The 12,675-nt window shown below is 62.8% G+C and carries 16 protein-coding genes; 13 read left to right on the plus strand and 3 right to left on the minus strand.

The genetic code is table 11. The features are described from left to right. Window positions 1-34 precede the first annotated feature (34 nt). The gene (locus tag JS82_00230) at window positions 35-334 is read left to right on the plus strand and encodes a hypothetical protein (GenBank protein ID QHK16660.1); all 300 of its coding nucleotides are present in this window, start codon (window positions 35-37) and stop codon (window positions 332-334) included. Then, window positions 322-1,140 carry a hypothetical protein gene (locus JS82_00235; protein QHK16661.1) on the plus strand — a complete coding sequence of 273 codons (819 nt, stop codon included), beginning with the start codon at window positions 322-324 and terminating at the stop codon, window positions 1,138-1,140. The genes JS82_00230 and JS82_00235 overlap by 13 nt, the downstream gene beginning before the upstream one ends. Here the strand turns inward: JS82_00235 and JS82_00240 are convergent. Beyond that, window positions 1,128-1,859 carry a TrmJ/YjtD family RNA methyltransferase gene (locus JS82_00240; GenBank protein QHK16662.1) on the minus strand — a complete coding sequence of 244 codons (732 nt, stop codon included), beginning with the start codon at window positions 1,857-1,859 and terminating at the stop codon, window positions 1,128-1,130. The two genes, JS82_00235 and JS82_00240, sit on opposite strands and share 13 nt — an antisense overlap. Before the next feature lie 82 nt (window positions 1,860-1,941). On the opposite strand from JS82_00240, the gene JS82_00245 reads away from it, so the two are divergent. Genes JS82_00245 through JS82_00265 form a run of 5 tightly spaced genes read left to right on the plus strand, consistent with a single transcriptional unit; the run spans window position 1,942 to window position 6,051 of the window. Continuing rightward, window positions 1,942-2,700 carry a phosphopantothenate/pantothenate synthetase gene (locus JS82_00245; protein ID QHK16663.1) on the plus strand — a complete coding sequence of 253 codons (759 nt, stop codon included), beginning with the start codon at window positions 1,942-1,944 and terminating at the stop codon, window positions 2,698-2,700. Then, window positions 2,701-3,939 carry an adenosylhomocysteinase gene (locus tag JS82_00250; GenBank protein QHK16664.1) on the plus strand — a complete coding sequence of 413 codons (1,239 nt, stop codon included), beginning with the start codon at window positions 2,701-2,703 and terminating at the stop codon, window positions 3,937-3,939. Continuing rightward, on the plus strand, window positions 3,936-4,856 hold the full coding sequence (locus tag JS82_00255) for a carbohydrate kinase (GenBank protein QHK18331.1): 921 nt from the start codon (window positions 3,936-3,938) through the stop codon (window positions 4,854-4,856). Before JS82_00250 ends, JS82_00255 begins: the two co-directional genes overlap by 4 nt. Further along, window positions 4,853-5,386, plus strand: a complete 534-nt coding sequence (locus JS82_00260) for an AAA family ATPase (GenBank protein QHK16665.1) — start codon at window positions 4,853-4,855, stop codon at window positions 5,384-5,386. Before JS82_00255 ends, JS82_00260 begins: the two co-directional genes overlap by 4 nt. Beyond that, window positions 5,377-6,051, plus strand: coding sequence for a CDP-alcohol phosphatidyltransferase family protein (locus tag JS82_00265; GenBank protein QHK16666.1), 675 nt, complete (start codon window positions 5,377-5,379; stop codon window positions 6,049-6,051). The genes JS82_00260 and JS82_00265 overlap by 10 nt, the downstream gene beginning before the upstream one ends. Window positions 6,052-6,120: 69 nt before the next feature. Here the strand turns inward: JS82_00265 and JS82_00270 are convergent, their stop codons facing one another. After that, complete coding sequence (locus JS82_00270; protein ID QHK16667.1) at window positions 6,121-7,218, minus strand: DNA primase; 1,098 nt, start codon at window positions 7,216-7,218, stop codon at window positions 6,121-6,123. A 126-nt stretch (window positions 7,219-7,344) separates the two neighbouring features. On the opposite strand from JS82_00270, the gene JS82_00275 reads away from it, so the two are divergent. After that, window positions 7,345-7,827 (plus strand): hypothetical protein, encoded by a 483-nt coding sequence (locus JS82_00275; GenBank protein QHK16668.1) that lies wholly within the window; start codon window positions 7,345-7,347, stop codon window positions 7,825-7,827. Continuing rightward, a complete protein-coding gene (locus JS82_00280) occupies window positions 7,824-8,393 on the plus strand; it encodes a DUF367 family protein (GenBank protein ID QHK16669.1) in 570 nt (189 codons plus the stop codon). The genes JS82_00275 and JS82_00280 overlap by 4 nt, the downstream gene beginning before the upstream one ends. A gap of 55 nt (window positions 8,394-8,448) precedes the next feature. On the opposite strand, the gene JS82_00285 is transcribed toward JS82_00280, so the two are convergent. After that, window positions 8,449-8,613: a 4Fe-4S dicluster domain-containing protein gene (locus JS82_00285; protein ID QHK16670.1), complete on the minus strand. Its 165-nt coding sequence runs from the start codon at window positions 8,611-8,613 to the stop codon at window positions 8,449-8,451. Between the two features lie 270 nt (window positions 8,614-8,883). Here JS82_00285 and JS82_00290 point away from each other — a divergent pair, with 270 nt between their 5' ends. From JS82_00290 to JS82_00305, 4 genes are read left to right on the plus strand one after another with little or no spacing between them, the layout of a single operon-like run. Continuing rightward, window positions 8,884-9,117: a hypothetical protein gene (locus JS82_00290; protein QHK16671.1), complete on the plus strand. Its 234-nt coding sequence runs from the start codon at window positions 8,884-8,886 to the stop codon at window positions 9,115-9,117. Next, the gene (locus JS82_00295; GenBank protein QHK16672.1) at window positions 9,072-11,213 is read left to right on the plus strand and encodes an AAA domain-containing protein; all 2,142 of its coding nucleotides are present in this window, start codon (window positions 9,072-9,074) and stop codon (window positions 11,211-11,213) included. The genes JS82_00290 and JS82_00295 overlap by 46 nt, the downstream gene beginning before the upstream one ends. 4 nt (window positions 11,214-11,217) lie before the next feature. Further along, window positions 11,218-11,508 carry a DUF424 family protein gene (locus tag JS82_00300; protein ID QHK16673.1) on the plus strand — a complete coding sequence of 97 codons (291 nt, stop codon included), beginning with the start codon at window positions 11,218-11,220 and terminating at the stop codon, window positions 11,506-11,508. Beyond that, window positions 11,505-12,533, plus strand: coding sequence for a hypothetical protein (locus JS82_00305; protein QHK16674.1), 1,029 nt, complete (start codon window positions 11,505-11,507; stop codon window positions 12,531-12,533). The genes JS82_00300 and JS82_00305 overlap by 4 nt, the downstream gene beginning before the upstream one ends. The last annotated feature ends 142 nt before the right edge of the window (window positions 12,534-12,675 follow it).

Consider the following 12,675-nt stretch of genomic DNA (forward strand, 5'->3'; position numbering starts at 1 on the left):
ACCCCTTTCCTTTTCGTGACAGGACGGTTTTCAGATGGATTCGGACCAAAAGGTCATCGTGAGGCTCTCTTCCGAGACCGTGGGCGTTCTCCGCGCACTCGTCGACGAGGGGGAGTTCCGCTCGCTCTCCGACGCTGTCCGCTCCGTCCTGGACGGCTATGCGTCCGAGCGTCTGGCACAGGGTGTGAGGCCCGCGCCGGAGCACGGGGACGACGCGCTCAGCATCGAGGACCTCACCATCGACGGGTCCACGCTGGACGACGCGGTCAGGTCCGCTGCACGCGACTACGTCCGCCAGAGGACGAACCCAGGGGAGCGCCCATGGGGGATGTGACCCTCTTCGTATGCGGAGGCGGCGCGAGGGCGATCCTGTCCGACGCGACCGAGGCCCCCGGCGTCCCGACGGTCTTCATGAACTCCAACAGCAGCAGCACCATATCCATGGTGCCGGAGGACATGCCAGGCGCCTACGGGGACCCGTTCCTGGCCTACAGCCTGACCCTGGACAACAGCGACGAGATCCGCGAGAGGCTGCAGGGTGTCCGCGTCGTGATTCTCTTCTCCATACTCGGCGGCGGTTCCGGCATCGGCATGCCGCTGGGGATATCGGAGATAGCCCACGAGATGGGGTGCAGGGTCGTGTCCGTGATCGGACTCCCCATGGCCTTCGAGCTGGAGCGTCGCAAGAGGGCGATGGCGGTGCTGCCCCAGGTCCTGGACTACTCCGACCGCGTATTCATCCTCGACATGGGGTCCATAAACAGGATCTACCCGGATGTGAAGTTCATCCACATCCTCAGGATGGCCTCACGCTCGATCGTGTTCGCAGTGGACAATCTGGCACATATGATGGAGGGGCCGTTCTTCAGCACCTTCCCCAAGAAGATCTACACGTTCGCCTACACCAACGACCTGGACCCGTCGAAGGCGGTCACCAGGGCGATGGACTCCACGATGTTCGAGACCAGCCCCGACTTCGGGAAGATGATAGTGCTCGTCAGCTCAGGCTTCGGCACCGCGCAGACCGAGTCGATCTACTACACCATCGTGAGTATGACCGGCATCGTCCCGGACATCGTCAAGAGGGATGACAGGGAGGACACGAAGGTCCTGGTCTTCCTGCCGGTTCACGGGCTCTGACCCTTCTTCTCCCAGGGCTTGCCGTACCTCACGATCTTGGCCGCGTCGCCGAAGACCCCCATGATCGTGTTGTACTCGTACTTGGTCGGGAGCGCGCGCCCCATCATGCGCCTGAACATGACGGTGGTCATCTCCCTCCTGTTCGGCGGGTACTCGATGCCGTCCATGAGGTCGCCGAAGAACTCGAACATCAGCTCCTTCTCGTGCCTGTCCGCCGGCTCCGACCTCCTGGGCGTGTGCTCGGCCTGGAAGAACTCGTACATCACTATGTTGGCCGCGTGGGACAGGTTGAGGATTGGGTACTCCTCGCCGGCGGGGATCGTGATGAGGACGTCGCACAGGTTCAGCTCGTCCTGCAGGAGCCCGATGTCCTCGCGTCCGAACAGGATCGCGATCTTCTCGGGGTATCCGCGGCAGTGCTCGGCGAACTCGCGCACGGGCACGGGTATGCGGGTGTAGTTCCTGTCGCCCTTGGTCGTCACGCCGCTGGTCCCGACCACCAGGAAGACGCCTTCCAGCGCCTCCTCCAGCGTGTCGACGATGTGGACGTCGTCAAGGAGCCCGGAGCCGTGCTTGGCTCTGCGGTAGGCGTCGTCACCGAGCTCGCAGGGGTTGACCAGGTAGAGCTCGCTGACGTCGAAGTTGGCCATCGAACGGGCGATGGCGCCCACGTTACCCTCGTATTTCGGACCGACGACGACGATGCGGATGTCAGGCATGCCCATGGCATCGGACTCAACTACTTGGTTCTGTGGGTCAGGATGGCAATCTATTAGGGGAGCGTCCGCAATCGCAGCGGACGTGGACATTCCTAAGAGTCATCCAAGATACAAATCGCTCATGACCAGGGAGCGTCTGGCCGAGATGGTCCAGGCGGGCCTGGTCACCCCGACCGGCCTGATCTCCCACGGCAGGGGCGAGGCCTACGACTACCTGATGGGGGAGAGGAGCACCGAGGCGGCGCTGGAGGCCGAGAGGGCCGCTGCCGCATATCTCCTGAACGCCGAGAACCCGGTCATCTGCGTCAACGGCAACGCCGCCGCACTGGACCCGGAGGGCATAATCGCACTGGCGAAGCAGGTCCCGGCGAAGATCGAGGTCAACCTGTTCCACCGCACACCCGAGCGCATGGAGGGCCTGATATCCTACCTGGAGTCCAAGGGCGCCGAGGGCGTCCTCGGCAGGGACCCCGACAGCAGGATCCAGGGTCTGGAGCACGACCGCGCCCTGTGCACCTCCGAGGGCATCTACGGTAGCGACGTCATCCTGGTCCCGATCGAGGACGGGGACCGCGCCGAGGCCCTGGTCGCCATGGGGAAGAAGGTCATCTCCATAGACCTCAACCCGCTCTCGCGCACATCCAAGGCCGCGACAGTGCCCGTATGCGACGAGATCTCCCGCGCCATAGAGAACATCTCGCGCTTCGTGGAGGAGCTCCGCGGGGACCGTGAAACAATAATTAAGACGTTGGACGACTTCTCCAACCAGGAGAACCGCCGCCGCACCGTCGAGAGGATCTGCAGGTTCCTGATGGACGGGCTGGACGGAGGAGATGATTGAATGGACGAACTTGTCAAGAAAGGGTCCCTGAGGCTGCACTGGGTCGAGACCCACATGCCCGTCCTCATGGACATCCGCAGGCGCTTCATCGACGAGCAGCCCCTCGCCGGGCTGAAGATCGGCATGGCCCTGCACACCGAGGCGAAGACCGGGATGCTGGCGGTCACACTTGCCGACGCCGGCGCCAAGATCCGCCTCGCGAGCTGCAACCCCCTCTCCACCGACGACTCCGTCGCCGCAGCGCTAAGGGAGGAGTACGGGCTCGACGTGTACGCGAAGAAATGGGAGTCATCCCAGGAATACTACAACAACCTCAACACCGTCCTGAACATGGCGCCTGACTTCCTCATCGACGACGGGGCCGACCTCATCGCCATGGCGCACACGTCCAGGAAGGACATCCTGCCCAACATCAAGGCCGCCAACGAGGAGACGACCACCGGTGTCGTCAGGCTCAGGGCCATGGCCAAGGACAAGGCGCTGAAGTTCCCCGTCCTGGACGTCAACGACGCCAAGATGAAGTTCCTGTTCGACAACAGGTACGGGACCGGCCAGTCCGCCTTCGACGGCTGGATGAACGCCACCAACCTGATCGTCGCCGGGAAGAGGCTCGTGGTCGCAGGCTACGGTTGGTGCGGGAAGGGCGTCGCCATGAGGGCCAAGGGTCTGGGCGCGTCCGTCATCGTGACGGAGGTAGACCCCGTCAAGGCCATCGAGGCCAAGATGGACGGGTACGAGGTCATGAGGATGATCGACGCCGTGAAGGTCGCGGACATCATCATCACAGTCACTGGATGCAAGGACATCATCACCGCCGACCATCTGGCCGTGATGAAGGACGGATGCATCATGGGCAACGTCGGTCACTTCGACAACGAGATCAACAAGAACGCCCTGGACGAGATGTCGGACTCCAAGGTCAGGGTCCGCGACTTCATCGACGAGTACAGGATGAAGGACGGCAGGTCCCTGTATCTCATCGCGGAGGGCAGGCTGATGAACCTGGCCGCCGGTCAGGGGCACCCCGCGGAGATCATGGACATGAGCTTCGCCACCCAGGCGCTGGGAATCGTCCACATGACCCGCAACTACGACAGGATGGACAACGAGGTCTACGCCGTCCCGGCGGAGATCGACATGCAGATCGCCACCCTCAAGCTGAAGTCCATGGGCGTCACCATCGACACCCTGACGGACGAGCAGGTAAAGTACGTCACCGGCTGGGAGGAAGGCACCTGAGCGACCCCTTTCTGTCGGTCTACGGCCACGTGACCGTCGACCAGATCCTGTCCATCGACAGGTTCCTGGACCCGGGGATCACCGCCGACGCGCTGTCCAAGAAGACGACGCTCGGCGGCACCGGCCCCAACATCGCCGTCTCGGCGGCGAGGCTGGGGTGCCCCACTGCGCTCTGCGCTTTCGTGGGCCCGGACTTCCCCGCCAAGTACATGGAGTTCATGGAGTCCTCGGGGCTCATCATGGACGAGGTCGTCACCCTCGACGGCGAGGAGACCTCGACCTGCGTCATCATCAACGACCGCGACCTGGTCACCAGGGTCTTCTTCTACCAGGGACCCCAGGGCCACGCGGACAGGACCGGCGTGAGGCTGGACCGGATGGCCAGGGCCTCCGCCAACGTGCACTTCTGCACGGGCCAGCCCTCCTACTACATCTCCCTGATGGAGGATCTGAGGGGCGGCAGGAGGATCGCCCTGGATCCGGCGCAGGAGGTCCACCGCGTGTGGAACGCGGATCTCGTGGGGCAGGCGCTCCCTCTGTCGGACGCGCTCTTCTGCAACGACCTCGAGGCGGCGACGATCTGCAGGTACCTTCAGCTCGACGACGTCATGGAGGTCGACCTGCCGCTGGTCGTCCGCACCGAGGGGGACAAGGGCAGCACGGCCAAGGTCGGCGACGAGGTCATGCACATACCGGCCGTGAAGGCGGACAGGGTCGTTGACGTCACCGGCGCCGGCGACAACTACCGTGCGGGCTTCTACGCTGCGACCTACAGGGGCGTGGACGTGCCCGAGGCGCTGGTCATCGCATCGGCGGTCTCGTCCTTCGCGGTCGAGGAGGTCGGGGCCCTCAACAACATCCCGACTTGGGACGCCGTCCTGGAGAGGGCCGAGCCCTATCTCGGGATGATCTCATGACGCTCTACGCGCTGACCGGCACACCCGGCACAGGGAAGTCCTCCGTGTCGGAGGAGCTCCGCACCCGCGGATACGACGTCGTCGACGGGAAGCGCTTCATAATCGAGCACGGCCTGATGGGCGAGCTGGACGAGGAGAGGGACACCCACGAGGTGGATCTGGACCTCCTGAACGACGCGCTGGAGCCCTTCAGGGCCTCGGAGGGGCTGGTCATACTGGACAGCCACCTGTCGCACTTCATGGACTCCCATGGGATAATCGTCCTCCGCTGCGCGCCGGACGTCCTCGCCGGACGTCTGGAAGCCAGGGGCTACGGCCCGGAGAAGGTGAGGGAGAACGTGCAGGCTGAGGTCCTGGACGTGATTCTCTGCGAGGCCACGGAATCCGACATCCCGGTGTACGAGGTGGACTGCACATCGTGCACCGTGTCCGAGTCCGCGGACGCCGTGGAGAAAATCGTAAAAGGGGATGGTGCGGATTACCTCCCCGGAAAGACCGACTGGTCAGGGGAGATGGACAGATGGTTCTAGACGGACAGAGAGCGAGGGTCGATTTCGCGCTGACCCCGGTCGCGAGAAAGCTGATAAACGTGAATCCCAACACGATCTCCTGGATCGGGCTGATCCTGGCGCTTGTGTGCGGTGCGATCTTCTACTTCAGCGGCTACGAAGGATACGACTGGCTCCTGATAGTCGGGGCCGTGATGGTCATCGTGTCGGGCTACTTCGACGCCCTCGACGGGAAGGTGGCCAAGCTGTCCGGCAAGGCGGGCCCCAAGGGCGACTACCTGGACCACGTCTTCGACAGGTACGCCGACGTCTTCATGATCGGCGGGATCGCGTTCTGCGCCACCTGGTGCAACCCGTACCTCGGCATGCTCGCCCTCGTCGGTGTCTTGCTCACTTCCTACATGGGCACACAGGCCCAGGCCATCGGCGCCCCGCGCCTCTACGCCGGGCTCCTCGGGAGGGCCGACAGGGTCGTCCTGTCCACGCTGTTCCCAATCATCCAGTACGTCATGATCCAGGTCGGCTACGGGTCGTTCCAGGTCGGCGGTATCGACATCTGCTGGATGGAGATCATGATGCTGTGGTTCGCCGTCGTCGGCAACGCCACCGCCATCCAGAGGGCGATCATCACCTGGAGGAACCTGGGCAAGATGTACCCCGAATCCGACGAGGGGAAGGAGGACTGAGGTCCCCTCCCCCTTTCAAATCATTTTCACACTCTGGCACTTTCGACCGTTGGCCTTTTTTGGACGGTTTCATTGGTCGTTTTTCGGCCGGTTTCCGGACTGCCCCTGTGGCTGCGCCTGCTGCTGGGCGGCCTGCCCGCTCCTCTTCTCGGCGTCGCGCATCTTGACCCTGTAGTACGAGAGGGGATGGTTCATCCACTCCTGCTGGCACAGAGTGTCCGGGTTGTGGCAGAGGCCGTTCGTCTTCATGGTCTTGCACTCCGGCGGGCTGTACCCCTCCGTCCCGCTGAGCTCCCCGGTGATGTGCTTGATCTGGTATCCGGCGATCTCCTCGTTGAAGTCCGGGGACTCGGAGAAAACCCTGATGATCCCGTCGTAGTCGAGGCCGAGGGCGTGCAGGAACGTGACCAGGGCGAACCTGGCGCTGTGGGGCAGGTTCATGCCGCGTCTGGACATGTCCAGGATGTGCACTAGGCACGGCGGGAGGAACTCGTTCTTCATCCCCTCGCCCCCCGTGGGGCTGTACCTGGCCTTGGCCTCCTCGAGGGCCATGGACACCTTGTCGACCGCGCCGCGGAGATACCTCCTGTACTCCTCGGGGGTCATCAGCGGGAGCTCCGACTCGATCTTGTCCTGCAGGGCGTTCTGCATCAGACGGCTGAACTTCTCCTGCGGAAGGTACACCAGGCCGGAGTGGATGTCGCAGTTGATCAGCTTCCAGTCGACGCTCTTGAGCCTGTTGGCCAGCCTGAGGTAGTCGGGGAACCCCATGCGGATGATGCCGTCCGCGTCCACCGTCGATGTCACGCCGAGCTCCTCCGAGACCACCAGGAGGGTCTCCCTGTCCTCCCCCGTGAGGATCTTGTTCATCCTGACGGCCTCCGCCAGGGCGTACCTCTTGGTCAGGAAGCGGTCCCCGACCATCGACACGATCATCCTGGCGTACGGGTAGGACATGACCTCGATGAGCCTGTCGTAGTCGTTCATCAGGGGCTTGTAGGTAACCTCTGAGTTCTCCAGGGCGTCCATCACCCTGGCGACACCGCGCTCGCGGGCGGGCTCGAAGGACGGCGACGTTATCAGGGCCTCCAGGTCTGCGTTGTTCTGCTCCGCGAACTCTGCGGACTCCTTCAGAAACGGGAACTTGGCCGCGCGTCCTGTGTCCATGTCCCACCGTAGGGCGCGGGGATTGAAAAAGAAGAGGTTAAGGTCGCAACACCTCAGGCTTCCCGGGGAATCCGGTAATCGATAGTATATACGTGGGGGTCATCCCCTCACTCAAGAGGTCCGAACATGTCCGTTTTCAAGAAGAAGGAGAACAGGGTCCGCGTGCTGTTCGTGGACGAGAAGAACGACTTCGCCTCACAGATGGCCGAGTACTTCACGATGAAGTTCTACCCGGACCAGTACGAGGCGTTCAGCGCCGGTCCGGAGCCCGACATCATCGACTGCGAGCTCATCTCCGCGATGTACCAGAACGGGGAGGACATGAGGAGGCAGGTCTCCAAGAACTTCGAGAACGAGGACTACCTGCCCAAGGACAAGACCTATGATTACGTGGTCTACACCGAGAAGGACGTCTTCGACAGGCTCTCGGGCAATCCCGAGTGGAAGGGGAAGCAGATCCTGGCCCCCATGAGGTCCAGGCTGGACTACGCCGCCACCGACGACCTGGAGCTCTACCAGGAGTACGTCCGTTCGATGGAGGAGGTCAGGGAGTGGGTGAAGGAGAACATGGCCGACCCCTCCAAGCTGGCCTCGATGGTATCCGCATGATCCCGGTCATCATCTACGACAAGTGCCAGTGCGACCCGAAGAAGTGCACCGCCAAGCGGATGCTGAAGTTCGGTCTCGGCAGGGAGGCCAAGACCCTGGGCGCGATCCCGTCCGGGTCCATCGTCCTCTCCCCCTTCTCGGACAGGGCTCTGTCGCCGGCCGACATCGGCCACGCGCACAAGGGTTTGGTCGTGATGGACCTGACCTGGACCAACATCGACGAGTTCCCAAGGCTCAGGAGGGTGGAGGAGAGGGCGCTGCCCTACCTCCTGGCGTCGAACCCCATCAACTGGGGCAGGCCGATGGAGCTGAACAGCGCCGAGGCCGTCATGGCCGCCCTGATCATCCTCGGTCAGAGGGAGCAGGCCGAGACGTTCATGGGCAGGTTCAACTGGGCTCCGGAGTTCATGAGGCTCAACGGCGCGATGCTCGACGACTACTCGAAGGCGAAGGACAGCACCGAGGTCGTCAGGATCCAGAACGAGTACATCGAGTCCGTGACCGGCGGGAACAGCGGATCGGACGACAGTAGCGATCGAGAATCGCGTCAGAGCAGCAGTTCTTGAGAAAATCAAAAGGGAAATGGTTTCCAGGCCGTCTTCCGACGGCTCAGGGACGGCATCACTCGGTGATGGCGCTGGAGGGGCACTCGTCGATGCAGGCGCCGCAGTCGATGCATTTGCCGGCATCGATGACCGCGATGTCCTCGCAGGTGATAGCGCCCTCGGGGCAGACGTCCACGCATGCACCGCATGCGACACACTCGGAAGCGTTGACTGTAACCATCTTGATTACCTCTGAGGGGGAAAACCCGCAAAGGTGTATAAAAAGGTGAGTAAACAGCGTTTAGGAGTGGTTAAAAATTAGTGTCCGCAATTCGGCGCGCCTCACAATCCGCAACCCCAGGTTTCGGACATCTGGCACTGTCGTCTCCCTTCGGTTCCGCACCCGGTTCGGTCCTCATCGGCATGGAGGAGGTCCTAAACAGGGGCGCACTCCGACGCACGCGTGCGCGCAGGCACGATGTTTAAATCATGGTCGGCGATGGTCGGGGCGATGACCTCAGACGACCTTCTTCCGATGATATGGGACGCGCTAGGCGCCGACCGCCTCACCACGCTCGAGGCGACAGACAGGCTGGAGGACCTCTTCAAGTACAGGTGCCCCGACGACCTGGCGAAGACCCTGATGAAGTTCAGGAAGGCCGGACTGATCAAGGGGGAGATCTCCATGGACCGCGGCGGATGGGTCTGGTGGGTCGACGACGAGTGCCGCTCGAAGGGGGTCTGACATTGGCGGTGAACTTCCAGGACAGCGAGATCCAGGCCGCCTGGAACGACGTGTTCTCCAGGGACAAGTACCGCATCATGATCTCGTGCATCGCGGACAACTTCCCCCAGAAGAAGAGCCTCATGGTGGACTACGCCGACATCAACACCTACAACGTGGACTTCGCCATGTACGTCCTCGACAACCCGGACAAGTGCTTCGAGATCGCCAGGAAGACCGTCATGTCCCTGGTGCCCAACATCAGCCGTCCGGGGGAGAACATCAACGTCAGGATATTCAACCTCCCGAGGGATGCGAAGGTGGACATCCGCAACCTGCGCGCCGACCACCTCAGGAGGCTCATCGCGGTGGAGGGCCTGGCCAGGAAGGTCACCACCGTCAAGCCCCGCATGACCGTGGCGCTTTTCAGGTGCGCCAGGTGCGGCACCGAGATGTGGGTGGACCAGCCCGGGATGATCCTCAAGGAGCCGATGATGTGCTCCAACCCCGAGGGCAGCTGCAACAAGCAGGCCACCCGCTTCATCCTGGACGACAAGGCGTCCGTCTTCATCGACACGCAGAAGATCGAGATCCAGGAGAGCCCCGAGGGGCTCAGGGGAGGCGCACAGCCGGAGAGGCTCACCGGATACGTGGAGGACGACATCGCCGGTGAGGTCACCGCGGGCAACAGGATCACCCTGAACGGGGTGCTCAGGTCCGTGGAGAAGTCCGACAGGGACAAGTCGACGGTGTTCGAGACCTTCCTCGACGTCATCTCCGTGGAGTTCGAGCAGCACGAGTACGACGAGATCCAGATCACCGAGGAGGACGAGAAGGAGATCCTCCGCATGTCCAAGGACCCGGACCTCTTCGACAACATCGTCAAGTCGATATCGCCGTCCATCTACGGGCTGGACTCCGTGAAGAAGGCCATCGCCCTGCAGCTGTTCGGCGGTTGCCACAAGGAGATGGACGACGGGACCGTGATGAGGGGCGACATGCACATCCTGCTGATGGGAGACCCCGGAGTCGCGAAGTCGCAGCTCCTGAGGTACATGAGCATGCTGGCGCCCAGAGGGATATACGCCTCCGGGAAGTCCGCGTCGGCGGCGGGACTGACCGCCGCGGCGGTGAGGGACGACTTCGGGGACGGCAGGTGGACCCTGGAGGCCGGGGCACTGGTCCTGGCGGACAAGGGTCTGGCCTGCATCGACGAGCTGGACAAGATGACGGACCAGGACAGGTCCTCGCTGCACGAGGCGATGGAGTCCCAGAGGATCTCCGTCGCCAAGGCTGGCATAACCGCCACGCTGCAGTGCAGGTGCTCGATGCTGGCCGCCGCGAACCCCAAGTACGGGAGGTTCGAGGAGGACACGCCCATCGCGGACCAGATCGACCTGCCCCCGGCGCTCATGTCCCGTTTCGATCTCATATTCGTGCTGACGGACAAGCCCGAGAAGAGGAAGGACACGGCGATCACCGAGCACATCCTCAAGGCACACCAGCGCGGGCAGGTCAGGATGATGCCCGAGGGGACGCACATAGACGGCGTGGACCCCAAGAGGATCCTGGAGAACACCGACAACATCCGCCCGGTCTACGACGTGGAGATCCTCAGGAAGTACGTGGCGTACTCCAAGAGGATGACCCCGGTCATGACCGAGGAGGCCAAGAGCATCATCGAGAGGAGCTACCTGAGGATCAGGGCCATGGGCGGGGACGGGAGCTCCGTACCGATCACGGCCAGGCAGCTGGAGGCGTTCGTGCGCCTGTCCGAGGCGTCGGCGAAGATGTGCCTGAGCTCCGTCGTGACCGACGTGGACGCCAACCGCGCCGTGGACCTGGTGGAGGACTACCTCAGGAGGATCGCCGGCTCCGACGACGGCGGGTTCGACATCGACAAGATCGCCACCGGAATCAGCTCCAAGGACAGGAACAAGATGGACGTGGTCAGGGAGATCATGAGGGACTTCGGCGGCGACGGCCTCACCGAGGACGAGTTCGTCCAGCACGGCGAGTCCCAGGGCATCCCCGAGTCCGAGGTCCGCAGGGCGCTCAAGCAGCTGCACGACGCCGGAGAGTTCTACAAGGCCGGAAACCTTTACAAGAGGGTGTGAGGACATGTTCGTAAGGATACACACGCACGGGAACGAGGTCATCCTCGCGGCATGCGACGAGGACCTCATCGGAAGGACCTTCGAGGGCGGGGGCGCCAGGCTGAGGGTCAGCGAGACGTTCTACAGGGGGGAGTCGATTCCCGCCGAGGCGTTCATCGAGAGGATGAAGTCGGTCACCATCATGAACCTGGTCGGAGAGGAGGTCGTGTCCATCGCCATAGCGGAGGGCAAGGTGTCGCCGGACAACGTCATGGAGATCGGCGGCGTGAAGCACGCCCAGGTGGTGCTGCTGTGAGCTTCTGCGTCAAATGCGGCAGGGACTGCGAGGAGTCTCTGGACGGCCTGTGCATAGACTGCTGGCTGGACGGCAGGAAGCTGACGTCCCTCCCCCACCACGTGGACCTGAGGGTCTGCACGAACTGCGGCGAGTACGAGTTCGGGGACAGGTGGCTCAGGAGGGAGAAGGCCGTCGCAGTGCAGGACGCGGCGGCGGACGCGCTGGCGGTGATCAGGGACGCCGTGCCGGTGTCCGTCTCGACGCAGGCCGTGGAGCAGGACCCGCACGTGTACTCCGTGACCGTCCGCACCACGTGCGACGTCATGGGCTACGAGGCCGAGGACGAGGCCACGACCATCGTGAGGATCAAGAACACCGTCTGCAGGAGGTGCTCCAGGCAGCTGGGGAGCTACTACGAGGCGATTCTGCAGATCAGGACGGGCTCCGGCAGGCTGTCCGAGGAGGACAGGGAGGAGACCCTGGTCATGGTGGAGAACTCCGTGGCCAGGCAGGCGGCCACCAACAGGTCGCTGTTCATCACGAAGATGGAGCTCGTGACAGGCGGGGTGGACGTGTACCTCTCGTCGATGTCCCTGGGGAAGAGCCTGGCAAGGGAGCTGGCGGACTTCTACTGCGCGGAGACCAAGGAGTCCCCGAAGCTGGTTGGACAGACCACCGACGGCCAGGACATGTACAGGATCACGTACCTGGTCAGGCTGCCCGAGTACCATGTGGGCGACGTGGTCCTGTTCCAGGGCCACCACTGCAAGCTCACCAGGGTCAACGGCAACGGCGGGAGGCTCATGGACCTGATGGATTTCAGGGAGAGGGCGGTTCGCAGGGCGGACATGTCCGACATCAGGGTCTACGAGAAGGCGGAGGATCTGAGGGAGGCGACGGTCGTCAGCAGGTCCGGGTCGGAGATCCAGGTGCTGCATCCGGACAACTACTCCACGGTGGACCTGAGGGTGCCGGAGGACGCGGACATAGGGGATTCGGTGAGGGTCGTGGCCATAGACGATGTCCTCTACTTCGTGCCGTGACGTGCGGTATCTGGAGTTAACACCTCTACACGCAAAAACAACGTTTCGTTGACTAAATATCCAGTAGTATTTATAACTTGTATACACTGGAGCGCGTCCAATTTTTCATTCCCTAATCGGGGATCTCAACATAGCCAGACTG

The sequence above is a fragment of the Methanomassiliicoccaceae archaeon DOK genome, assembly GCA_009911715.1.
Classification (GTDB): domain Archaea; phylum Thermoplasmatota; class Thermoplasmata; order Methanomassiliicoccales; family Methanomethylophilaceae; genus Methanoprimaticola.